Here is a 23146-nt window from a genome sequence, read left to right as displayed (position 1 = left end):
TGAAAGTCACTTGTGGCCGGCGGGATTTCGGCCCGTCGATCCAGTGAGAGGGAGCATCGAAACTCGCCCTGCCCTTTCGTAGATGTCGCCCCTTCAATACCTGCAAGGAAGTCATCGGGCACCCAGCCAGGCTTGATCGCAGAGGGCGCTTGTAGAGCTGTGCTGTCAGGCGAAGCGCCCCGATCGTTTCCTCAACGAGGATTGGGAGGGCGGTGAAGCACCAGGTCATCGCACATCGGCAGACGGTGGACGCTCCATACGAGGGCGCCTCGGTTGCAGCGTCCAGCGGTTGACGTTGCGCCGGAAGCGAACGCATTGCGAGATGCCGTCGGGGCGGGCGGTTTCAACCGTTCGTGACGACTGGCCCGTAGCGGCCAGAGGGTTCGCGAACTACACCAAAATCCGAATAGACCTTCAATTATGCGCTCAGCAACGTCAGTGGTAGAGCATACCGTTCGCCGCAAGAGGATTCGATAGCGTGAAGAAACGGCACTGGACACCAGGCGTTACCCCAGTATCTACCTGCGTTTGAAAACAAGAGAGGCGATGATCGCTCATCGCCTCTCCGCTTCTGAGCGGGCGAATTTGCAGGGACGTTCGCTCAGAAATCCAAGCAACGTGCTTCATCTCCCAAGACGAGTACGTGCTTCTCCATGAATGGTTTGGAGCGATGCCCGCAGGGGCGGGCTACGACTGCGGCGAGGCCTTCCAACGTCGGCAAGTCAACAGTGCGTCAGACGCCCAAGTACTGATTGCGCACGGATTCATCGCACTTGAGTTGCTCTGAGGAGCCTTCCCAGACGACCTGCCCCTTGTCGACGACGTAATGGCGGTCGGCAAGCGGCAACAAGTGGCTCAGGTTCTTATCGATGACAAGAATTGATTGCCCCATGCTCTTTAACAATTTCAAGCAGTTCCATATCTCTTCACGGATTAAGGGTGCGAGACCCTCCGTTGCCTCGTCGAGGATAAGCAAGCGCGGGTTGATCATGAGAGCACGTCCAATCGCAAGCATTTGCTGCTCCCCTCCAGACAGTTGATCCCCCATGTTCTCAAGCCTTTCGCCCAGGCGGGGGAAAAGTCGCATGATGGCTGCAAATGTCCAGGGTGATGAGCCGTCTGCGCCCGGCCGTGCTGTGGCAATCAAGTTTTCTCGAACAGTGAGATTGGGAAAGATATGCCGCCCCTCAGGCACTAGACCAATCCCGACGCGAGCCACACGATGCGCAGGGAGCCCGGCGATCTTTCGTCCGCTGAAGCGGATAGAGCCGCCCTTTACTCCCACCTGCCCCACTATAGCCTTGACGGTCGTGGTTTTGCCCATGCCGTTTCGCCCGAGAAGGCTCACGATCTCGCCTGTGTCCACTTTTAGCGTCATGCCAAAAAGTGCTTGGCTGGAGCCATAGAATGCCTTGATGTCATCAACTTCAAGCATGGGGGCCCTCCTCCCCGAGATATGCCTTTTGCACGTCCGGGTTTGAACGGATTTCAGCAGGTGTTCCGGTGGCAAGACAACGGCCGTAAACCAGGACGCTAATTCTGTCAGCGAGTGCGAAGACCGCCTCCATGTCGTGCTCTATTAGTACAATCGTGTACCGAGACTTGATGCGGGAGAGAAGCTGGACCATAGCGGCGGATTCCTCCTGACCCATTCCTGCCATTGGTTCATCGAGGAGTATCAATTTCGGTTCGGTTGCAAGGGCAACCGCCAGTTCAAGCTGGCGCTGCTCGCCGTGGGCGAGCTCACCGGCCAAATTGTCCCCTCGCCGTAGCAGGCCGACCAGCTGGAGCAGCGCGCGCGCCGGTTCGACGAGCGAGGAATCATCACTCGCAGACCGCCAGGGTCGGAAACTGTGGCCTTGGCGCGCCTGAACCGCTAGAGCGACGTTCTGCAATGCAGTCATATCCTTGCAAAGCGAAGTAATCTGAAATGAACGTACCAAACCCTGTCGGCAGCGCTGGGGCGTGCTCATGCGGGTGATGTCACGACCTTGAAACAGGATTCGGCCTCCCGTTGGCGGAACCTCACCCGCAAGCTGCGAAATCAGAGTCGTCTTGCCGGCACCGTTGGGCCCGATGATCGCGTGAAGTTCACCCTCGGCGACCTCGAGGGACAAGTTGTCCGTGGCCACCAAGCCACCGAACCGCTTCACCAGCCCCTCAGTCTTGAGAAGAAGTTCAGTCATTGACGCACCTTTCTGCCGCCCAATGCTCCAAATGCACTGGCTAGACCGCCTTTTGCGAAGAGGACTACGAAGATTAGGATCGGCCCGAGAATGACCTGCCAATGAGTGGTGTAGCTTCCAATCACAAGCTCGAGCAGCAGATACGTTGCGGCGCCGACGATAGGACCGAACACCGTCCCAATACCGCCCACTATGACCATCGTGATCAACTCGCTAGAGCGCACCCAGGCCATGTCGGCAGGGCTGACGAACTGCTGGCTTTGTGCGAGCATGACACCCGCCAATCCCGCGATAGCGCCAGAGATTACAAAGCATGCAAGCTTGTATTGGTATGTTGAAAAACCGATCGCACGCATACGCCGGTCGTTTTGCTGTGCACCTCGGATGACCATCCCGAACCGGGAGTTCACAATCCTCCAAACCAGGTATGAGCAGCCAGCGAGGACAGCGAGCGTTACGTAGTAGAACGTGATCCGGTCATCGAGATCTATGAAACCAAGCTCTGTCGGCGGCGTGAATTGAAGGCCGTCTTCTCCCCCATAGGTCTCCAGCGAGATGAAGAAGTAATAGAGCATCTGCGCGAACGCCAACGTGATCATGATAAAGTACAAGCCGCTCGTCCTGAGGGAGATCAGCCCGATCACCAGGGCGACCAGTGCGGCCGCTGCCACGGCAGCGGGCCACGTGAAGTAAAGTTGGTCGAAGGGCTGCAGAACAAATGGCCAGCTCATAATCGGCTCACCGTTTTCGACGTGCCAAGCCATGATCCCGATTGCATAGGCTCCGACGCCCATGAAAGCGGCGTGACCGAAGCAAACCATGCCGCCAAAGCCCAAAATCAGGTCGAGGCTCACAGCCGCAAGCGCCATTATCATCACACGAGTCGCGAACCGGATGTAGAACGGCTCTTCGAGGTAACTCGCGACAGCTGGTACCAGCGCAAGCAACAGAAAGCCTGCGATGACCAAGCACAAAGGGGACGCCAGACGTTGACGCGACATAGGTGCACCTGACGCGGGGGTGGCATTCTGGTCGAGGGGGTAAACTAGCAACTTATCCATGAGCGGGGAACAATCCTTTCGGGCGCCAGAAAAGAACGAGTGCCATCAGCACATAAATGCCAATGTCACCCATGGAGGCAGGGAGTGTGATGCGGCCAAACGTGTCGATAGCCCCAACCAGGAGCGCCGCAACAAAGGCGCCACGGATCGAGCCGATGCCGCCGATGACGATCACCACGAGCGTAAGAATAAGAATCTCGTCGCCCATCCCTGAACGGACGGCCATGATCGGACCTGCCATCGTTCCGGCGAACCCGGCCATTGCGCAACCTAATCCAAAGACTGCGGTGAAGAGCAGCGAGATGTTCACACCCATCGTGCTCACCATCATGCGGTTTGATGCCCCGGCTCGGATCAACATACCTGTCCGGGTCTTATGGATGAGGACATAAAGCATCACCGCCACTGCGAGACCCGCAACAATAATCGCCAATCGTATGGCCGGATAAGACAAGCCAGGAAGAAGCTCGATGCCTTCTTTCAATGCGTCGGGCACGGGCAAGAAGAGCGGTAGCGGCCCCCAAATTATCCGGACGAGATTGTTGAAGAAAAGGATCAATCCCACCGTACAAAGAACCTGGTCGAGCGGGGGTCTTGCGATGACGTGACGCAGTACCAACAACTCGGCGGCCACTCCGATCAACGCCGTGGCGAGAGGTGCGCCTAAGGCTGCGATCACGAACGATCCAGTCATATGGTAGATCGTTGCAGCGAAGTACGCACCGAGCATGTAGAACACACCGTGCGCCAGGTTGATAAAGTTCATAATACCAAGGACGAGCGTGAGCCCGGCCGCCATCAGAAAGAGCATGACGCCCAATTGAAGGGCGTTCAGCGTTTGCTCGATTAGCAGAATTCGATCCATATTCTCCTCCGGAGCGCAACTCGGTATACTGGCGAGAGGCCCGCCAGCGATTTAGAATGAAGGTGCGCAGCTATCAGCGGCTCAGTTCCGCATGCCTAAGGCAAGTTGCGTCACTGGCATCGTGGGCGAAACCGGCTCATTGGCGGTAATATCGCCTTCAGTTCAGCAGTACAGTTGAGCGCGCAGGATGGACGTAAGCGCTTTCACCACCCGAAATGCGTTGATCGGCAAACACATCCTGGGCAATCTCATCGATCATAGGAACCTCCCATTCCAATAGCTCGGCGACCGCCGGGCGATTCGGAACTCCTTGAGACCGTCTGCGCCCAAGGTTGCGCTGCTTTGTCCGCTGCGCACCTGTCGGTTTTCCCGACTAGCACGCGCCTCCTCAGCGCGTGCCAGTAGTTGCTGATTTTAGGAAGTATACGAACCATTCGTATGCTTGTCAACGCATCTGGAAGCGCCTATTCTCTCTATTGACTTGAAACAAACACACATGACGGAGAGCACGTGCTCGAGATCTACAAGCTGCCAGGGCATCTCATACGCCGGATGAATCAGATATCGATGTCGGTCTTTGCGGAGCGCATGGCAAGTCAAGGCTACGACCTCACCTCAGTCCAGTTTGCTGCACTCACCGCACTAGAAGCCAGCCCGGGGATTGACCAAGCCACGCTCGCCGGAATGATTGCCTATGATCGCGTGACGATCGCTGGCGTGGTCGAAAGGCTTGAACAGAAGGGTCTAATCGAGCGGACGGTGAATTCGCGGGACCGTCGGTCTCGACTTCTTAAGTTAAGCGCAGACGGAAACCGCGTCCTGGCACAGCTCATGCCTGTCGTTCGCGACTTGCAAGATGACATCCTTACCGGCCTCGACAAGTCTGAGAAGGAAGCTCTGATAAGCCTGCTGGAGAAAGCGACGAACGCTGGCAACCAGAACAGCCGCGCCCCCTTAACGGTAAGGCCGTCACCGTAGGGGGGCGTAACAACCGCTCGACGTGAGTCCGGTCGCCCGAAGAAGCGCGGCGGCGGACGGTGTATGGCGAAGCGGGTGAACAGCATCCGCCGACGACAGTTGGTCGTAGGGCGAACTACCAACTCACTTGAGAAACGCGAGTATCGTGCGCCTTGGCAACCCATCGGCTCCCATTAAACCGACACCAAAGTCTGATGGACGTCTGAGAAATGGAGGTGTACCGTGGCCAACGAATGCGCGTCCCAGCGTCTCGTCGACTAACTTAGAGTTGAGGGTTCTTGGCCGATGCGACATATCGGCAAGGGGAACAGTATCGATGATCAAGGGCTGAGAGACAAACCATTTGATCTCTCGTCTTACGCACTTGAGCCCTTGCTGCAGAACGGCGAGTTCGTAATCAGCCGCGCTCGGCCTACAGGGCAAGCGCGAGACCATTGTTCGCTACTCGTCTTAAGCCACATTTCAGATCGGCCCTCGCCAAGCCAACTCCGCTTGCTTGAATGTGAATTTGGGCTGCGAGGTGAGCTTGGCTCAAGCTGGGCCCTTTGTCCCATCGACCTTGTGCAGCACGAAGGTCGGATCAGCCTGGTGTATGGTGATCCGCTGGCCGAACCACTACCGCGCCTCCTCGGGGCATTCCAAACAGACACCGGCTTTGGCGCAACCAAGCCGGTTCCGTCGATGGAGGTGGGGCGGTACCTAAAAATCGCGTCGAACGTTGCGGCCGCTGTGAGACAGATGCATCAGACGGGCATCATCCACAAGGACATCAAAACAGCACACATATTCGTAAATGAAACAACCGATCAGGTTTGGCTCACCGGCTTCGGCATCGCATCCCGGACGACGCGCGAACGGCAGTCGCAGAAGCCGCCGGAGGCGCTCGCCGGTACCCTGGCATACATGGCGCCTGAACAGACCGGGCGGATGAACCGATCCGTGGACTCCAGGAGCGATCTCTATGCGCTGGGTGTTACCCTCTACGAAATCGTCACTGGCTCCTTGCCATTCACTGCAGCTGACCCCATGGAGTTGGTTCATTGCCACATAGCACGACAACCCGTTCCTCCCGCTGATCGAGTGAGCGGACTGCCCGTACCGATTTCAGCCATTGTTATGAAGCTGCTCGCGAAGACGGCAGGAGAACGTTATCAGACTGCGGCTGGGCTGGAGCATGATCTCCGGCGCTGTCTGCATCAACTTGGCGCGCATGGGCGGATCGACGAATTCGTGTTGGGCGAGCACGACGTCCCAGATCGCTTGCTTGTTCCCGAGAAGCTCTACGGTCGCGAGCGGGAGGCCGAAGCGCTGCTCCACGCTTTTGAACGTATCGCCGACGGAGCCCCTCCAGAGTTCGTTGTACTGTCAGGTTACTCGGGCATCGGCAAGTCGTCGGTTGTCAACGAACTGCATCCGGTTCTCGTTGCCAACAATGGCCTTTTTGCCGGGGGCAAGTTCGACCAGGTTAAACGCGATGTACCGTACGCTACCTTGGCGCAGGCGTTTCAAGGCCTAGTTCGGATGCTCCTTGCAAAGAGTGACTCCGACCTCGGGATCTGGTCCGCCGAAATTCGGACTGCATTGGGACAAAACGGGGCGATCGTTGTTGACCTAGTCCCAGAGTTGAAATTTGTCATCGGGGAGCCGCCGACGGCACCTGAATTCTCGGCTCAAGACGGACAGCGGCAACTCCATCTCGCTTTCCGACGTTTCCTTGCCGTGTTTGCTCGTAAAGAACATCCGCTCGTTCTCTTTCTTGATGATCTACAGTGGCTCGACATTGCGACGCTTGCGTTGCTGGAAGATTTGCTAACCCAGCAAGACACCAAGTACATTCTGTTTGTTGGTGCCTACCGTGACAACGAAGTAACCGCCTCACACCCGCTAATGGCTACACTAACTCGGCTTATGCGCTCTGGCGTCATCGTAAAGGACATCGGCCTCGCACCGTTAACTTTCCAACATACCAATAGCCTCATCGCAGATGCCCTCCGCTCCGATGTCGACCACACCCACTCACTTTCCGAACTGGTGCATGAGAAGGCCGGCGGTAACCCGTTTTTCGTGATCCAATTCCTTTCAGCTCTGACCGAGGAGAAGCTGCTTGTGCTCTCGCCAGATCTCATCTGGCAATGGTACCCGGACCGCATCGGTACCAAAGAGTATAGCGAGAACGTTGTTGCTCTTATGACGAGCAAGCTCGGTCGCTTGCCGCATCGCACCTTGCAAGTATTGCAACAGCTGGCTTGTTTCGGGAACAACGTTGATCTGGTGCAGCTGGAAATGGTCAACGAAAACGTAGAGGAAGACCTTCAGTACGCTCTGCGCACCGAACTGGTGTTTGTCTCCGACGGCCGCTGCCGTTTCGTGCACGACAGGATTCAGGAGGCTGCGTACTCGCTTATTCCAGAGGCAGAGCGTGCTGAATTGCATCTGCGAATAGGACGCCGGCTGGCGGCGGGAACTCCGCCGGAACAGCTGGGCGAGAACATCTTCGAGATTGTCGCGCAGTTCAACCAAGGTGGACACCTGATCGTATCGGATACGGAGAGACACCAACTCGCGGAATTCAACCTCATGGCGGCCAGGCGGGCCAAGTCATCAACCGTATATTTGTCAGCGCTGGGCTATCTGGAACGTGGACTGGCACTTCTATCCGACGATGGATGGCAACGCAGGCCAGAGTTGATGTTTGCGCTCGCCTCGCTTCAAGCTGAATGCGAATTTCTAACTGGGCGCCTGGCCACCGCAGAAGAAAGGCTGGCATCACTCTCTACGCTGGCGTCAAATGTGGCCGACCGCGCGAGCATCGCTAGCCTGCGTATCGACCTCTATACTGCGCTCAGCCGCAACGATCGCGCGATTGAAGTTTGCCTGGCATATCTTGGAAAGCTTGGGTCAGAGATCCCGGCACATCCAACCGCCGATGCGGCAAAACGTGAGTATCAACGCACCTGGTCGCTGATTGGTAGTCGCGAAATCGAGGACCTCGCCGCCCTGCCTCAGACTCAGGATTCGGAGGTCGTAGCGACAATGCGGGTTCTGGGCCGAAGCCTGAGTCCTGCTCTTTTTACGGATGCCAATCTGCTCTCGGTCTTGGTGTGCCAAATGACCAACCTAGGTCTCGAGCACGGCCACGCCGGTCTCTCATGCGACGCATACGTTTGGCTCGGGATGATCGCAGGCCCGCACTTCGGTGACTATCGTGAGGGACTCCGGTTTGGCGAACTCGGATACGAGCTTCTACAAAAAATGGGGCCGGGCCAGTTCAGAGCGCATATCCTAGAAAGCTTTGCGACCCTGATCATACCATGGACCAAACACCTCAGAACGGCCCGTGACTTGATGCATAGCGCATTCGATACTGCCACATCGGTTGGGGATCTCACAACTGCCTCCTATTGCGGGAGCGATATTTTCGGAATCCTGCTGGCAGCGGGCGACCCACTTGCCGATATACAGGATGAGGCTGTACGGGCACTCGAATTCAGTCGGCAAGTTCGCTTCGACATGATCGTCGACATCACTTCAGCTCAACTTGCGTTGGTCCAGACCCTCCGCGGCCTCACGCCAACATTCGGCACTCTTGATCATGCTGAGTTTAATGAGGAAAGTTATGAGCTGAAGGTGCAGGCCGAAAGCACGGTGGCGCTGGTCGCGTGCTGGTACTGGATACGGAAGCTGCAGGCCCGATACTTTGCGGGTGACTTTGCTACCGCTGTCCACGCATCGTTCAACGCCAAACGACTGCTTTGGACGTCGCCTTCGTTCATCGAGACCGCAGAAGCTCACTTCTATGGCGCCCTTAGCCAGGCTGCCGCGTGTGACCAAACATTGCCAGACTGGCGCGAGCGTTATCTGCAGGTGATTGTCGAGCATCACGCCAGGCTCGTGGAATGGGCAGTGCACTGCCCGGAGAATTTCGACTGTCGTGCCACTCTCATCGGCGCGGAGATAGCGCGGCTCGAGGGCCAGCAGCTTACAGCACAGCGGCTTTATGAGGCGGCCATCAAGTCGGCACGGAGCAACGCTTTCGTCCACATTGAGGCGATAGCAAGTGAGCTCGCTGCCCGGTTCCATGATGCATGCGGCCTGGAAACCATTTCACACTCATATTTGCGGAACGCGCGCCAATGCTACTTGCGTTGGGGCGCTGACGGCAAGGTGCGACAGCTCGACGGCCTGTTTCCCAACCTGAATTTGGTAGCGTCTGAGCAGGCCCCCTCCACGACGACAGTCGCGTCGCCAGTTGATCAGCTCGACCTCGCAACTGTTCTGAAGGTTTCGCAAGCGATCTCCAGCGAGATCGTTTTTGACAGCCTCGTCAACACATTGATGCGAATTGCGATGGAGCAAGCTGGAGCCGAACGTGCATTGCTCATTCTTATGCGCGACGCGGAGCCAAGGATCGTAGCGGAGGCAACGACTGGTCGGGAGACTATCGTTGTCCAGTTGCACGATAAGCGCCCGACAAGCCACGACTTACCTGAAAGCGTATTGCAATATTCGCAGCATACGCAGGAATTGGTCATTCTAGACGACGCTTCTGTCCAAAACCTGTTCAGCACAGACCCTTACATGGCCCAACGGAGACCTCGATCGATCCTGTGTCTTCCTGTGTCGAGTCAAGCAAAGCCGCTCGGGGCACTTTACCTGGAAAATAATCTAACACCTGGCGCGTTCACCCCCGCGCGTACCGCGGTCCTCAAGCTGCTGGCGTCTCAGGCAGCGATCTCAATTGAAAATTCGTATCTCTACCGCGATCTCGCGGAGCGTGAGGCCCGAATCCGCCGATTGGTCGACGCCGACATCATCGGGATTTTCATTTGGGAGTTCACCGGAAGGATTCTCGAGGCGAACAACGCGTTCCTGCGGATGCTCGGATACGACCACGACGATCTAGTTGCGGGCCGACTGAGTTGGCGTAACCTCGTTCCGCGCGCATGGAATGAAACGGACGATCACTTGCTTATCCAGCTGAGGGCGCAGGGCACATTGCAGCCATTCGAGTCGGAGTACTTTCACAAGGATGGAACGCAAGTCCCAGTTCTAATCGGCGTGGCAACCTTCGGAGGAAGCGACCAAGGCGTGGCCTACGTCCTGGACTTGACTGAGCGTAAGGAAGCGCAGGAAGCTCTCGACGCGGCGCGTAACGAGCTGGCGCATGCAGCGCGAACGATGAGTCTCGGGGTGCTGACCGCCTCCATTGCACACGAAATCAGTCAGCCACTCTCGGGGATCATCACAAACGCCAGCACCAATCTGCGCATGCTTGCGGCTGACCCACCCAACATAGAGGGCGCACGCGAAACGGCAAAACGCACTCTGCGGGACGGCAATCGGGCGTCCGAGGTCATCGCGCGGCTGCGCGCGCTCTTCAGCAAAAAGCCGGCCGCTACAGAAGATGTCGACCTCAATACCGCGGCCCGCGCGGTGGTCGAACTTTCCTCTCACGAACTGCAAAGAAATCGCGTCGCGCTTGCGATTGACTTGAGCGACGGCCTGCCCTTCGTCGCCGGCGATCGTGTGCAGCTTCAGCAGGTCATCCTTAATTTGCTGTTAAATGCCTGCGATGCGCTGAGCAGCATCGACGATCGGCCGCGGCAGATCACGATCAAAACCGACTTGGATGAAGTTGGAGAAATTCGGCTCACGGTTGAAGATAATGGAGTTGGCGTGGACCCAAACACGAGCGACCGACTCTTCAACGCCTTCTACACAACCAAGGACCATGGAATGGGAATTGGACTGTCGGTTAGTCGCTCAATCATTGAGCGACATGATGGTCGCATTTGGGCAAGCCCGAACGGAGGCCAGGGAGCCCGCTTCACTATCACTCTGCCGGCAGCCCGCCAATTCGTCACGAATGGTTGAAACCGCCCGCGACGACTGCATTCCCCGGGGCGCAACATCAAGGCCCTGGACATTGCGTTTGAGGCGGCATCCAGATGGAACGTCCATCCTCTGCCGCTGTCAAATGTCGGCGGAAACCGGAAGGCAATTTTTGGCTCCGAAAACCTCGCATCAGCAACGGACAGAGGCTTCCCGGTTCACTAAGGAAATCGCCTGGCAATCAGGCTAATTGATTAGTGAAGTAGCGGAGATATGTAGGGAACTGCCGCACCCTGCCGCGGGGCTATTGTTAAAAATCGCCGAACGATATCGTCGGGAGCAAATGTTTTCCTACACGCAGTCGGAACGGGCACCACGCCGCTGTTAGCCTGAGACTGCAGCAGCACCCGCGCGAACCCGCCTCCCATAAAGTTTTAGGAGGAGGCTTATCGACGCCGCAACACATCTCCGGATAAGAGACGTCCGCAATTGAACACCGGCGGACGCATGAATTCGAAGTGGGAAGCACTCGCATCGGCAAAGAAGCGAATTGTCGATCTTCAGTCGCAGATGACGGCGAAGATTCTCGCTATCGCGGCCGAGGTAGAGAAGCTGACCGAAGTCGCACCCGAGCGCTAGGTTCGCGATTTCCTGCGCGTCGCATGTAATCTGCCGACGAGCGAACTCGGCACTTACATGGGAATTGCCCAATCGCTCAAGGGGCAAGAGGCCGCACTGCGGAAGGCACGGGTCACATTTCCCGTTCTGAAGGCGCTTGTCGCTGCCGATGCTGACACCCGTCAAGAAATTGTGGAGCGCATGGAGATCGGCGCGAGGATCGACACGAAAGAGATCGCGGCGATCCGCAAGCGCCTTACGGAAGCCAAGCTTACTCCCGAAGCCCTCATGGCGCAGAAGAATGTCAGGCTCGTAGCCGCGGCAGCTCGCAAGCGCAGTGCCGATACGGCCGAAGCCTTCCGAGACAGACTGGCATCCTTTGCGCTCGAACTGAAGAAGATGAACGCGGCCGAGTTGGCCCAGGCCAGCCTGTCCGAGACCGTCCGCCAAGATGCTCTGGGCTTGAGAGCCCAGTTCATGGACATCTTCGGCGCCAAACGCACATCGCTGGACAAAGCGAACCTCAATTCGGCGGCATTTCGCGTTGTTGCTGCCGCCGAAGCATTGAAGCGTATCTGCGAGGGACGGTTTGGTAATCCGGCGCACTACGCTGGCGTGAAGAAATGGCCCGTGTCCGACACGCAAATCATCGATGTGCTGCTGTTGCTGTCTGGTCATCGGGTGCCGCTGCGCGGCTGGGTCCGTGGTCGAAACGCGATCACCGAACTGCCGCCTCATCGCTATCGGCTGAAAGCAATCGAACTGTGCGCGGGCGCCGGAGGCATGTCGATCGGGTTGGAGTGCGCTGGGTTCGAGCACGTGGCACTCTTTGAGTACGATGCGGATGCGGCCGCCACGCTGCGGCAGAACCGTCCTGACTGGAACGTTGTCGAAGCCGACATCCCGAACATCGACTTCAAGCCTAAACGCTAGTTCCCTGTCGAAGCTCCCTAAACCCTAGAGGACCGGAAGTAGCGTGGATTCTGCGCAATTCGGCTTAGTCACCGCCGATCGATGAAGTTCAGATTATAGTCCACGCGCGTCGCTATGGTCCCGCCAGCCCCTCGCTGACAGCCACCGCGACCAGTGCAAAGACATCGTCAGGCCCATCATTTCTGGGGGTAGACAGACCGCGATCTCCACCCCATTTTCCGCGACCGATTGCGACTATGCCCAGGAGATTGTCATGCCCAACCCAAAGACCCCGAACGAAATCGACGTAACCGTCGGGCGTAACGTCAGGCGCATCCGCAACATGATCGGCATGTCCCAGGAAACGTTGGGCGAGAAGCTGGGACTCACGTTCCAACAGGTTCAGAAATACGAAAAGGGCACGAATCGAATTTCGGCCAGCAAGTTGGTCGCCGTGTCGCAGGCGCTGGACTGCAGCATATCCCAGCTTTTCGCAGACGTTGATGCCAGCACAAACACCGTGCCAGTTCCCATTGTGAGTGTCGGGGCACTTAAGCTTGCCAGCCAGTTCGACAAGATCACGTCGCCCGCGCAGCGCGAAGCAGTTGCCAAACTGGTCGCCTCGCTAGCGCGTCAAGATCCGACGCTCTCCTTGCTCGAAGCAGATTGAGCTTTTTCCTCACAAACGCCTTGCACAGGCGCAGGGGGTGCCTGTCGTCGACGCGAAAGCCCCGCCTTTCCTCGAAGAAAACTGAATGGCGGGGCCTATTTGGAAAAAGCCTCGCGCACCTCTTCGATCGTCCGGGCCGGATCCTGCAGATGCGGGAAATGGCCGATTCCTGTGAGAAGCTCGAACTCGGCACCGGTAAGCTCGGCGAACTCCTTGCCCATCTCTGGCTTGATGTAGATGTCGCGTTCGCCCCAGATGATTTTCACCGGCGTTTTCAGCCGTTGAATATTGGCTTCCAGATAATCCTCATCCCGGGTGAAATGAGAGTAGTAAAGGGCGAAGGCGTCGGCGCTGGTTACGCCGTCACGTTCCCAGAATGCCTTCATGTCCTCCTGCACCTTGGCTGACAATTCGTATTGGGCTTCCGGTGCAAGGCCGCGGCGATGCACGTTCTGCAGGATCTCGTCGCTGGTCTTGTTCATGTAAGCGCGCGTCGGCGTCGCCTTCGGCTCCGCCTTGAGGTTCTGCAGGCTCTCGTACATGTACTCTGGCCTGTTGAACGGCGCGAAGTCGCCGACGATGATTTTCCTTGCCACAGTTGGTTCTTCGAGCGCGAGCAGCAGTGCGGGCAGGCCTCCGATATCCGAGGCGTATATCACGAGCTTCGATCGGTCGACTTCCGTCTTCTCGATATAGGCCTTGAGAACCTTGGCGTAGTCCTTCGGCGAATAGGAGAACTGTTCCGCTGAGGGGCGCGAAGACTGGCCGTAGCCGGGCCAGTCGAAGGCATGCACCTCGTAGTCTTTGCCCAATGTTTCCGCGATTGTCTTCCAGACGGTCAGAGTTTCCGGGAAGCCGTGCAGGAAGAGAACCGTGCCTTTTGGGGAGGACGGACCAGCAACCATGTGACGCAGCGTTATGGTCTCATCGATCTTGATAAGATCGATATCGGGCGCGGCTGGAGAGCTGGCTCCGGCATTAGCCGACGCAACCGACATCATCAATACGGAAGAAGATATAAGGAATTCCTTGAGCGATGGTGTAAACATGTACAGCGACCTTTCCAAATGAGAAAACGAAGATCGAGTATCTGGCGGTGCGCTTGCAGCCGCCGTTTTTGAGAGGATCCCTCTCAGTTTCGCTACACGACACGAACGGTGGAAGCTGCACATCTCAACTGCATCTCAGAATGCTTTCGCTTCCGGCACAACATCAAACCCTGACGCTGCGACTGAGGCGGTTTTCGGATGGAACGTCTGTATTCTGCCAGTGTGCATGGCCCAGTGCTCCGCCGCCATCCCCCTCTTTGCTTTTCGCCCCGAGAGCGTACGCGCAAGGGCACGGTTTCTTGTAAGTGAAGGTTCCAGCGGAATGGCACGCTTATCTTAGATACAAATACGTATCGCGCATGAAACAATCCAGACACATCCAGGGTGTCGACTAGCGACGCTGGCAGGGGAGACGCCGATCGTCAGTCAGTTGGCACCGATCTCGCGATCCCAGCTCTCGGCGGCACTGTTGCACAGCTTCTTTGTTGAAACCCGAAGGAAAAACACAAAATGAAAATCATCCGTAGCATCGTGATCGCGGCGGCCGCAGCTTCAGCAAGTTTGTCGCTGGTCGGCGCTGCCCAGGCACAAGAACTCAAGCGGACGGGTCTTGTCCAAAGCGACATCAGCGTGCCGGGCAAGGAAACGCTGCAGGTACGTGTCGACTTTCCGCCTAAGGCAGCTTCCATCAATCACAGGCATCCCGGCGAGGAGATCGCATACGTGCTCCAAGGCACGCTCGAGTACACGCTCGAGGGCCAAAAGCCGGTGACACTCAAGGCCGGTGAAGCTCTCTTCATTCCGGCAGGAGTGGCGCATATCGCCAAGAACGTCGGCGAGGGTGAGGCCTCGGAGTTGGCAACCTACATCGTCACGAAGGGCACCCCCCTCGCCGAGCCTGTGAAGTGAGTTTCCGCAGGAGCAGAACACTCATGACACAGTCGAATTCTCTCAAACCTCTGTCGAGGCGAGGTTTGCTCTTGGGTGCGGGTGCAATGGCCATCACGCCTGCTGTGCTGCCGATGATCGCAAACGCGACCCCCGTGGGTTCTATGCGATCGGCGAGCGCGGCTGGCAATGGGGTCAGGCCTTTCCGTGCCGAGATACCGCAAGCTGAGTTGGACGATCTTCGGAGCCGCATCATTGCAACTCGATGGCCCAGTGCCGAGACGGTTGCAGATCGAACGCAAGGTTCCCAGCTTGCAAAGATGAAAGAGCTGGCAGACTACTGGGCGCATCGATACGACTGGCGAAAAGCGGAGGAGAAGCTGAACGCTTTCCCGCAATTCGTGACCCAGATTGACGGCGTTGATGTCCATTTCATTCACGTCAAATCAAAACATGCCGATGCGCTCCCCTTGGTAATTACGCATGGGTGGCCAGGATCTGTATTCGAGCTTCTGAATGTCATAGCTCCGCTTACCGATCCCACCTCCCACGGCGGTTCAGCCGCCGACGCGTTTCATTTGGTAATTCCTTCCGTCCCAGGGTTCGGGTTCTCGAGTATACCGACGGAGGGTGGCTGGAACCCGGCGCGGATTGCCACCGCTTGGGACGTGCTGATGACTCGCCTTGGCTATGACAGCTATGTATCCCAAGGCGGAGATTGGGGAGCGATTATCTGCGATGCGCTCGGGCGCATTGCACCCAAGGGTTTGCGCGGAATACACGTAAACCGGGTAGAACGTGGAACCACATTCCCACCAGACGTATCGAAGGCCCTTCGAAACGGCGACCCCGCTCCCGCGCATCTGAATGAGGAGCAGACGGCAGTCTTCAACCAGGCCAGGGACTTTCTCAACAACGGCTTCGGCTATGCCGCAATTATGGGGACCCGACCGCAAACCGTTGGTTATGGGCTTTCCGACTCGCCGATGGGACTCGCCGCTTGGGCATACGACAAGTTCGCGGATTGGGTATTGACGCGAGGAGATCCTGAAGCGTCATTTACGCGGGACGAACTGCTAGACAACATCACATTGTATTGGTTTACCAACACTGGCTCGTCGAGCTCCCGAATTTACTGGGAGAACAACGTTGCCCCGAAACAGACAAAGCCCATAACCGTTCCTGCTAGCGTGACCGTCTTCCCTGGGGAGGTTTACAAGCCACCTGAAGAATGGGCCCGGCGAGCCTACCCCAACCTAATCTACTACAACAAGGTATCTGTCGGGGGACATTTTGCAGCCCTCGAGGAGCCACAGGTGTTCGCTGAAGAGGTTCGGTCAGCGTTTAGGTCGCTCCGCTGAGTTCTGCTGGGGCCGCCTAGACGGGCGGCCCCAGGTACATGAGGATGAGCGAACTTCCCCCGACGATTTCGACTTTCGTATGAGGCGCGTGACCCTGAAAGTTCCTGTATGTTATGCCAATGCGGTTGAACGCCAATCAGAATGCTCCCAGCGTTCACCGACCCAAGCGTGGGAAGTATGTCGCCGTGCAGCACGTTGATCATATTCTGATTGTCGATGACGATCGAGAAATTCGCGACCTCATCGCAACCTACCTCAAGGGAAACGGCTTGCGCGCAACTTCCGTCTCGGATGGTCGTCAGATGCGAAGCTTCCTCGAGACCAACAACGTCGACCTGATCATTCTAGACGTAATGATGCCCGGGGAGGATGGTCTCGCACTCTGCCGTGACTTGCGAAGCGGAAAGCACAAGTCCACGCCTATTTTGATGCTAACCGCTCGCAGCGATGAGATGGACCGCATACTTGGGCTGGAGATGGGTGCGGACGACTACGTCCTTAAGCCTTTTGCCGCGCGCGAACTGCTTGCGCGCATCAAAGCGGTGCTCCGAAGAGCCCGTATGCTCCCCCCCAACTTCCGCGTAGCCGATACAGAACATGCAGTGTCTTTCGGCGAATGGCGTCTCGACACCATCGGACGTAATCTCGTCGACAAGGAAGGAACGGCGGTAGCCCTTAGCGGTGCTGAGTACCGCCTGCTTCGAGTTTTTATTGATCATCCTCAGCGTGTTCTTACACGAGACCAGCTTCTCAACCTAACGCAGGGTCGGGAGGCTGATCTATTCGACCGGTCGATAGACCTTCTAGTTAGCAGAATTCGTCAGCGGCTTCGCGATGATGCCCGCGAACCAATGTACATAAAGACGGTTCGTAGCGAAGGGTATGTTTTCTCGGTTCCAATCATCGTCTCGGAAGTTTAATCGGCCATTCGTCAGGGACGGTTGAAGCCGTCCGAGTGACTGCGTTTCCGGCAGCTTTTGCTTCCGCCGTAACGTTGAGCCTTGGACGTGGCGGATGGGGTTACGATGGGCCTCTGCGACGGAGCCTCGCTCTGCCGCTCGAGTCTCGGTGCCAAGTGCCGACAAATTCCTTGATCAAGGGACCAGCCCGTTTTCGTCCCGCGGCTCCTCCAACCGTTTCTGACGAAAAGTCGTGATAATCCAGCTCGTTCCAACATCCTTATACTTGAAATTCGTAAAAAAGGGCCGCCTCTGTGAGAGGCGGCCAGGATGGGAACGGGGTTTTTCGGGGGAGGAAGACCGAGGGAGCATCAAACCGCCGCTCCATGAAAATAATCATACACGCGTTCCCGATATTTTGAATTATACGATAGTACATATCACTAAATGCGACGTAATTTACTCATATGCTATACCGAAAAGTATAATTATCTGGAGATGCAGTCCATAATAATATACGTTAATTCAACATTTTTTTGCGAAACACACATGCCAAATGTAGAACACGACGGAAAAACAAAGCTACCACCAGGACTGTCTTTCTTTGTCGTCATATGGATCTTACTAGCGATATCTGCATATGTATCGGTTGAATTCCAAATTTATCCAAATGACCATCCGAAGATTCATTTGCCCTCGCCGCTAGCCGATGGGACCTCGTTTACTCAGATCGGCTATTCGGATTTCCGTGAAGAAATGATTGGCTACTCGGATTTTCGTGCGGAACGTCGTGTTCAAGCGACCCGTCCACGTTGAGCAAAAGTCCGAACTGCTGCGTCCGGCCTGGCAGGCACCAGTGGGAACAAGAGTCCCGGACGACGACGCCTGTCAAGGCGGACGACTGCAGGCCCACAGAAAATACCCCTCCCGTGGACATCGGAACCCCGGCCGCCGAGCGGCACGTCGGGGTGCGGGCGGCGTTAGCAAATCTTCGCCGCTTTGATTGTCCGATGGACCTCCTGCCATGAACCGAGTTCGGCGGGCACCTTCCCATTCTTCCATAGACGGGAAACACACCCTTCTTCGAAAGCTGGCAGGCCATCCTTCATTTCAGCCAGGCGGGCGATGGCGACCTCTGAACCGAAGGCGAGGTTTCCAATGGTCGAGGAATACCCCACCCAGACCTCGAGCACGTCGATCCCGGCAAGTCGGGCGCGGCGTATCAGCATCTGCACGAACACTTCTCGCCCAGTGGTTCAGCAGCCTGTTGAGGGTGCGGCTCCTGCCGCTCGACCGCAGTCTGCCAAGGCCCTTCTCCAGGACGATCGTGCCGCAGCGATGCTTGCGTGCCATCGAGATGGCGTGGTCGCAGACCGCTGCCAAGGCCTCGCGAACAAGCTCCGATGACGAATCCTTCGGCATGTCGAGCTTCACCAGGGCGTGTTCCAGCAAGGTGCTATCAGCGACCGAAGACGGATCCTTGGAGTTCGCGGCAGCAGCGATGCCGTTCCAGTTGGGATTGAGGTCGATGCCAAGGCAGAGGTCCTTGATTGGCACGACCGGGCGTCGCCGCTGCGGGTGGTGCGGCAGGTCGGCTGGATCGAAGGTGACGCTCACATGTGTGTCGTTGATAGAGAAGCTGACGCTGATGCGGTCCGGTTCCGCCTTGTTCGCGCATATCTCGGCCACCTGCCGCATGAAGATGCTGCGGTTGCCTTTCATGCGTGCAAGGTGGAGAACCGCCGTGCGCGTCACCGTGTTGCCGGAGCGGCCGCTGCTCTCCTTGCGGCCGATCTTGACGACGACCGTCGTGTCGTCGAGCAGATGGACGTTCTGGTTTCCGCCACCTTCTGCCGGTCGCCGAAGCTGACGAGCGGGTGCAGCCTCTTGCGCTGCCATTCGTCCGGCGAGATCAGACCCTTACGTCGACGCTCGAACGCTCGCCGCGAGAGGTCAAAGGATTACTGGTTCCACACGAAAGCCCATCGCTCAGAAGCTTTTTGTCCTCGAATGTTTCCCCGCTGGAGTCGAACAAAGAGCGATACGAACACAATGTATTTCAGACATCCCACGGATACGGGACAAGGCGACTGTTAGCGTCATTGGTTGGGTTGTCCAGCCATGGCGGCCTCTCAAGAGAGCCGCGTCGTCTAACAGAAAGGCAAAAAGTCCATGCGTAAAGTAGCAAAGATCCTTGCGGGCGCTGCAATTGCCACGTCGCTTCTGACCAGTGCGGCTATGGCGGGCAACCCGATCATCGGTGACTATTATGAAGGCGTTGATTCCAATGCTGGGCGCGGGGAGTTGCGCAGTCAGACCCGGATCGACCCCTTCGCAACAGGAAGTGTGAACGCGCGCTCCTCCGCCAAGAAAGCGGCGCCCATCAAGGGCGGCGAAGGCGAATACTACCCTGGAATCCAGCGAAATTAACCAATGGGCTCCTCTCCCCCAGAACGGTCGATCTTTCGGCCGTTCTGGTAGTCCGAACAGACTGCAGCCTTCGAGGCGTTCGTTGAGAGAAAGCGTTCGAACGACACCTCACCGTCTATCGCGAAAAATACCTTGATAATAAGCACCGGGCCGCGGCGGCGGCCGATTAACCCCTCGATGGGGCGGGCTATACTTTTTACTGAGATGCCCGATATTTACTTTCGACTTCGAAGTTCCTTTATAATAATTCGAAGCCTCCGCGTTCGATTGGGCTGTATAACTTAGAGCACTCGCCACCAAAACCACTACAAGTCTTTTTCTTACGTTCCACATCGTTGCCACTCCTGATGACGGCGGGCTGTTTAAGTTAGCGGCCTCTGAGAATGGAACTTGTAAGTTCGATTTTCTATTGTACGATGGTGTACTATCCGCGTTGAACGTCGTTGTCGTCGGGCCGACGAAACTAACCCGGAGCTTATGGAAGAAGATGTTGATGAGACTGCCGCCTCAGTCGCAACGTCCAGGGCTTGACGTTGCGCCGGAAGCAACCGCTTCCGAAAATGCAGTCGGCACGGGCGGCTTCATCCGTTCGGGACGAATAGCCATTGAAACATTGGTCTCGATCCGCGAAAATCCGGCTCACACCGCCAAGATTTTCAGCTAACTCGCGATTACCATTGTCTTTCCGTTCCGCATTAATCAGGTTGATATTCAGTGACCCAGACAGATGCAATCGTATTTATAGTTGACGACGATGTTTCAGTCCGAGAATCTCTAGAGCATCTAATAGCCTCGGCCGGATGGCAGCCGGAGACATTTGCCTCGGCTAATGATTTCTTACTTCGCACACCACCAACTACCCCCAATTGCCTCATTCTGGATGTGAACCTACCGGACCTCAACGGGCTCGAGGTACAGACGCTTGTAGCTTCCAAGCGAAGGGAAATGCCAATAATCTTCATCACTGGGTATGGCGACGTGCCGATGACGGTCAAGGCGATGAAAGCTGGTGCGGTTGAGGTCCTTACGAAGCCGTACAGCGATGAAACGCTGCTTGCTGCTGTAAGCCAGGCGCTCGAACGAAGCATGCAAATCCTAGCGCTCGTCTCAGAATGCCGGGTGTTACAGGATCTCCATGGCCGCCTTAGCAAACGAGAGCAGGAGGTCATGGCGCTCGTAGTTAAGGGCCTGTTGAACAAGCAAATAGGCTACCAACTCGGCATCAGCGAAGTCACTGTAAAGGTTCACCGTGGGCAGGTAATGCGCAAAATGAATGCACGTTCCCTCGCAGAGCTTGTGAAGATCGCGGCGAAGCTTAATCTTGAGGACGTCCAGGGCGCATGAGAACCCGGCAGGCACCCTCAATCAAATAAAGCCTCGAGGTACTGGAGCAACGCATCGATATCTATTGGCTTCCCTAGGAAGCCAACCGCCCCGCCATCTTCAGCGATCGATCTCGATCTATCATCGTCGAATGAACTAATAAAAATGATCGGTTTGTCCCTGGACGTGCGATTCAGCTCGGCCTGTAATTCCAGCCCAGATTTCCCGGGCATCATGATATCAAGCAAAATGCAATTTACTTCGGCATGCTTGCCGCTCAACAAGTACTCCTCCGCAGAAGCAAAGCTCTCTGCAGAGTAACCACAGGACCTAACGAAGTCCACAAGCGCTTCACGCACGGCGGTATCGTCGTCAACGATAGCGACCAGCGGTTTCGAAGACACAGGCGCCCCCCTTTACTTACCAACACACCAGCCTACCGCGGGCAACCCATCCGAATGAAGCACGGCGCGCACGCCACCCATTCAAACAAACAGGAACAGGGAGATTATGTTCCTGGCAATTCGGCTATTCGTCACGGACGGTTGAAACCGCCCGCGGCGACCGCATTCTCGGAAGCTTTTGCTTCCGGCGCAACGTCAAGCCCCGGACGTTGCGACTAAGGCGGCATTCAGATGGAACGTCCATCCTCTGCCAATTTGCCATGGCCGGTGCTCCGCCGCCATAGCAGGGGCGAGATCTACGGAACGGCAGAGCGAATTTCGATGCTCTCTCTGATTAAATCGTCGGCCGAATTCCGATCGGCCACAAGTGGCTTTCAACAGCTGTGACGAAAAGCCTTCCTATCTGCCGCCGGGGCCAGTAAAGGCGCGGCCGGGAGACAAATTCCCCGCCGAGTAGGCAACTTCTCGAAGCACCGCAGTCTGATCTTACCTCACGGTTGCCATCCAGGCCAATTATACCCGGGTGTAATTCCCGCACTTCTGACTGGACTAACATGCACCGTCAGGCGCGTATCTTAGAGCGTAAGAATACCCTTTCTCATTGCCAACGCGACAGCGTGCGCTCGGTCGCGCGCAGAAAGCTTGGCGAGGATGCTCTTGACATGACCTTTGACTGTGTCTTCGCTTATCGAAAGACAAAATCCGACCTGGCGGTTTGTATTTCCCTCGGATATGAGTTGCAGGACCTCGCGCTCGCGCAAGGAGAGCTCGTCTTCATCAGCGCGGCTCGTCAACGCCTCGATGATCTCCTTGTCGAGGCGAAACTTGCCTCTTGCCACGTCCCTAATCGTGTCCGCCAGCTCGCGCCTGACGTTGCTCTTCAGGAGGTAGGCCTGCGCCCCACTGGCCATAGCTTTGGCAGCAAGTTGCTCGGTGTCATACGTGGTAAGCACAATGATGCGGGCAAATGGGTGCCGCGCCCTTATGGCGGTGATAGCCTCAATTCCGCTTAACAGAGGCATCTGGAGATCCATCAGCATAATGTCAGGATTAAGCTTTTCATAAATTTCAACTGCTTCCTGGCCGTTGCAGGCCTCTCCAACAAGCTCGATGTCTGTCTGAGACGATAACAGGGCGGCCAGCCCCTCTCTGATTAGAAGATGATCATCGACCGTCACGATCCGGATAGGCTTACTCATACGGACCACCCAGTGTATCTGCTGGTCCCATCCGCGGATGGAGATCTCGAAGCCGCTTGCGCAAAGTGTGGATGGTCCAGGAGTTCCTCTTCAAGGTTACGCTCACACGCGTACCGATGCCCCTTGCGGTTTCAATGGCAATGGTTGCGCCGATTTTACGGGCTCGCTCCTCCATTCCTTTGAGGCCGAAATGGCTTTTCACAGCCCCCCCCCGCTCGAAGCCCTGTCCGTTGTCTTGTACGACCGCGACCGTTCGGCCCGGCGTGATACTCAACCGGCAGTCAATTCTGGTTGCTCCCGAGTGCCTGAACGCGTTCCTAATGGCCTCCTGACAGATGCGATAGTGGAGTTGCCCCCAAAAGACCGGACATGCTCAGGCTTGAGATTGCGAGCTGATGAACTCGCGCGGGGATTGATATCCTAAAGCGCTGTGCGGGTGAAGATTGTTGTAATGCTCGAACCAGAACGGCA

General features: G+C 56.7%; 20 protein-coding genes. 11 read left to right on the top strand and 9 right to left on the bottom strand.

Translation table 11 applies throughout. The annotated features are described in order from the left end of the window. Window positions 1-733 precede the first annotated feature (733 nt). The 4 genes from IB272_RS19730 to IB272_RS19715 are packed head-to-tail and all read right to left on the bottom strand — an operon-like array spanning window position 734 to window position 4112. The gene (locus IB272_RS19730) at window positions 734-1435 is read right to left on the bottom strand and encodes an ABC transporter ATP-binding protein (protein ID WP_192444722.1); all 702 of its coding nucleotides are present in this window, start codon (window positions 1433-1435) and stop codon (window positions 734-736) included. After that, window positions 1428-2186, bottom strand: coding sequence for an ABC transporter ATP-binding protein (locus IB272_RS19725; RefSeq protein WP_192444720.1), 759 nt, complete (start codon window positions 2184-2186; stop codon window positions 1428-1430). Before IB272_RS19725 ends, IB272_RS19730 begins: the two co-directional genes overlap by 8 nt. Beyond that, window positions 2183-3247, bottom strand: a complete 1065-nt coding sequence (locus tag IB272_RS19720) for a branched-chain amino acid ABC transporter permease (protein ID WP_246810385.1) — start codon at window positions 3245-3247, stop codon at window positions 2183-2185. Before IB272_RS19720 ends, IB272_RS19725 begins: the two co-directional genes overlap by 4 nt. After that, window positions 3240-4112 (bottom strand): branched-chain amino acid ABC transporter permease, encoded by an 873-nt coding sequence (locus tag IB272_RS19715; protein WP_192444718.1) that lies wholly within the window; start codon window positions 4110-4112, stop codon window positions 3240-3242. Before IB272_RS19715 ends, IB272_RS19720 begins: the two co-directional genes overlap by 8 nt. A 510-nt stretch (window positions 4113-4622) precedes the next feature. On the opposite strand from IB272_RS19715, the gene IB272_RS19710 reads away from it, so the two are divergent. The 5 genes from IB272_RS19710 to IB272_RS19695 all read left to right on the top strand — a co-directional run bounded on the left by IB272_RS19710 (window position 4623) and on the right by IB272_RS19695 (window position 13122). After that, complete coding sequence (locus IB272_RS19710) at window positions 4623-5090, top strand: MarR family winged helix-turn-helix transcriptional regulator (protein WP_348646795.1); 468 nt, start codon at window positions 4623-4625, stop codon at window positions 5088-5090. A 588-nt stretch (window positions 5091-5678) separates the two neighbouring features. Next, complete coding sequence (locus tag IB272_RS19705; protein ID WP_192444716.1) at window positions 5679-10964, top strand: AAA family ATPase; 5286 nt, start codon at window positions 5679-5681, stop codon at window positions 10962-10964. 465 nt (window positions 10965-11429) lie between these two features. Next, complete coding sequence (locus IB272_RS35390) at window positions 11430-11561, top strand: hypothetical protein (protein WP_281436401.1); 132 nt, start codon at window positions 11430-11432, stop codon at window positions 11559-11561. A gap of 57 nt (window positions 11562-11618) precedes the next feature. Then, window positions 11619-12473, top strand: coding sequence for a DNA cytosine methyltransferase (locus tag IB272_RS34965; RefSeq protein WP_246810384.1), 855 nt, complete (start codon window positions 11619-11621; stop codon window positions 12471-12473). Between the two features lie 253 nt (window positions 12474-12726). Next, the gene (locus IB272_RS19695) at window positions 12727-13122 is read left to right on the top strand and encodes a helix-turn-helix transcriptional regulator (RefSeq protein ID WP_192444714.1); all 396 of its coding nucleotides are present in this window, start codon (window positions 12727-12729) and stop codon (window positions 13120-13122) included. Between the two features lie 95 nt (window positions 13123-13217). Here IB272_RS19695 and IB272_RS19690 read toward each other — a convergent pair whose 3' ends face one another. Beyond that, window positions 13218-14123, bottom strand: coding sequence for an alpha/beta hydrolase (locus tag IB272_RS19690; RefSeq protein WP_246810391.1), 906 nt, complete (start codon window positions 14121-14123; stop codon window positions 13218-13220). A 558-nt stretch (window positions 14124-14681) separates the two neighbouring features. Between IB272_RS19690 and IB272_RS19685 the strand changes: the two genes are divergently transcribed. From IB272_RS19685 to IB272_RS19670, 4 genes are all read left to right on the top strand, one after another. Continuing rightward, window positions 14682-15080: a cupin domain-containing protein gene (locus IB272_RS19685; protein ID WP_192444712.1), complete on the top strand. Its 399-nt coding sequence runs from the start codon at window positions 14682-14684 to the stop codon at window positions 15078-15080. A 23-nt stretch (window positions 15081-15103) separates the two neighbouring features. Then, the gene (locus IB272_RS19680) at window positions 15104-16420 is read left to right on the top strand and encodes an epoxide hydrolase family protein (RefSeq protein WP_192444710.1); all 1317 of its coding nucleotides are present in this window, start codon (window positions 15104-15106) and stop codon (window positions 16418-16420) included. 185 nt (window positions 16421-16605) lie between these two features. Beyond that, entirely contained in the window at window positions 16606-17340 is a 735-nt protein-coding gene (locus tag IB272_RS19675) for a response regulator (protein ID WP_192444708.1), read from the top strand. A 528-nt stretch (window positions 17341-17868) separates the two neighbouring features. Continuing rightward, window positions 17869-18135, top strand: coding sequence for a hypothetical protein (locus IB272_RS19670; RefSeq protein WP_192444706.1), 267 nt, complete (start codon window positions 17869-17871; stop codon window positions 18133-18135). A 294-nt stretch (window positions 18136-18429) separates the two neighbouring features. On the opposite strand, the gene IB272_RS19665 is transcribed toward IB272_RS19670, so the two are convergent. Then, complete coding sequence (locus tag IB272_RS19665) at window positions 18430-19218, bottom strand: hypothetical protein (protein WP_192444704.1); 789 nt, start codon at window positions 19216-19218, stop codon at window positions 18430-18432. A gap of 273 nt (window positions 19219-19491) precedes the next feature. On the opposite strand from IB272_RS19665, the gene IB272_RS19660 reads away from it, so the two are divergent. Beyond that, window positions 19492-19749, top strand: coding sequence for a hypothetical protein (locus IB272_RS19660; RefSeq protein ID WP_192444702.1), 258 nt, complete (start codon window positions 19492-19494; stop codon window positions 19747-19749). A gap of 714 nt (window positions 19750-20463) precedes the next feature. Beyond that, the gene (locus IB272_RS19655) at window positions 20464-21093 is read left to right on the top strand and encodes a response regulator (RefSeq protein ID WP_192444700.1); all 630 of its coding nucleotides are present in this window, start codon (window positions 20464-20466) and stop codon (window positions 21091-21093) included. Between the two features lie 17 nt (window positions 21094-21110). Here IB272_RS19655 and IB272_RS19650 read toward each other — a convergent pair whose 3' ends face one another. From IB272_RS19650 to IB272_RS19640, 3 genes are all read right to left on the bottom strand, one after another. Continuing rightward, window positions 21111-21476, bottom strand: coding sequence for a response regulator (locus tag IB272_RS19650; protein WP_192444698.1), 366 nt, complete (start codon window positions 21474-21476; stop codon window positions 21111-21113). Between the two features lie 575 nt (window positions 21477-22051). Beyond that, on the bottom strand, window positions 22052-22675 hold the full coding sequence (locus IB272_RS19645; RefSeq protein ID WP_210339477.1) for a response regulator transcription factor: 624 nt from the start codon (window positions 22673-22675) through the stop codon (window positions 22052-22054). Between the two features lie 373 nt (window positions 22676-23048). Then, window positions 23049-23146, bottom strand: a 98-nt coding sequence (locus tag IB272_RS19640; RefSeq protein WP_192444694.1) for an integrase core domain-containing protein, incomplete at its 5' end; no start/stop codon positions are given.

Origin of the sequence: Ensifer sp. ENS08 (assembly GCF_014852195.1) — a bacterium.
Classification (GTDB): Bacteria; Pseudomonadota; Alphaproteobacteria; order Rhizobiales; family Rhizobiaceae; genus Ensifer; species Ensifer adhaerens.
This window is presented reverse-complemented; position numbering and strand designations above follow the sequence as displayed.

Bases quoted from the DNA above. Each gene is read 5' to 3' on its own strand.
- IB272_RS19730 (WP_192444722.1), bottom strand. From the start codon at position 1,435: ATGCTTGAAGTTGATGACATCAAGGCATTCTATGGCTCCAGCCAAGCA.
- IB272_RS19725 (WP_192444720.1), bottom strand. From the start codon at position 2,186: ATGACTGAACTTCTTCTCAAGACTGAGGGGCTGGTGAAGCGGTTCGGT.
- IB272_RS19720 (WP_246810385.1), bottom strand. From the start codon at position 3,247: ATGGATAAGTTGCTAGTTTACCCCCTCGACCAGAATGCCACCCCCGCG.
- IB272_RS19715 (WP_192444718.1), bottom strand. From the start codon at position 4,112: ATGGATCGAATTCTGCTAATCGAGCAAACGCTGAACGCCCTTCAATTG.
- IB272_RS35390 (WP_281436401.1), top strand. From the start codon at position 11,430: ATGAATTCGAAGTGGGAAGCACTCGCATCGGCAAAGAAGCGAATTGTC.
- IB272_RS34965 (WP_246810384.1), top strand. From the start codon at position 11,619: ATGGGAATTGCCCAATCGCTCAAGGGGCAAGAGGCCGCACTGCGGAAG.
- IB272_RS19695 (WP_192444714.1), top strand. From the start codon at position 12,727: ATGCCCAACCCAAAGACCCCGAACGAAATCGACGTAACCGTCGGGCGT.
- IB272_RS19690 (WP_246810391.1), bottom strand. From the start codon at position 14,123: ATGATGTCGGTTGCGTCGGCTAATGCCGGAGCCAGCTCTCCAGCCGCG.
- IB272_RS19685 (WP_192444712.1), top strand. From the start codon at position 14,682: ATGAAAATCATCCGTAGCATCGTGATCGCGGCGGCCGCAGCTTCAGCA.
- IB272_RS19680 (WP_192444710.1), top strand. From the start codon at position 15,104: ATGACACAGTCGAATTCTCTCAAACCTCTGTCGAGGCGAGGTTTGCTC.
- IB272_RS19670 (WP_192444706.1), top strand. From the start codon at position 17,869: ATGCCAAATGTAGAACACGACGGAAAAACAAAGCTACCACCAGGACTG.
- IB272_RS19665 (WP_192444704.1), bottom strand. From the start codon at position 19,218: ATGGCAGCGCAAGAGGCTGCACCCGCTCGTCAGCTTCGGCGACCGGCA.
- IB272_RS19660 (WP_192444702.1), top strand. From the start codon at position 19,492: ATGCGTAAAGTAGCAAAGATCCTTGCGGGCGCTGCAATTGCCACGTCG.
- IB272_RS19645 (WP_210339477.1), bottom strand. From the start codon at position 22,675: ATGAGTAAGCCTATCCGGATCGTGACGGTCGATGATCATCTTCTAATC.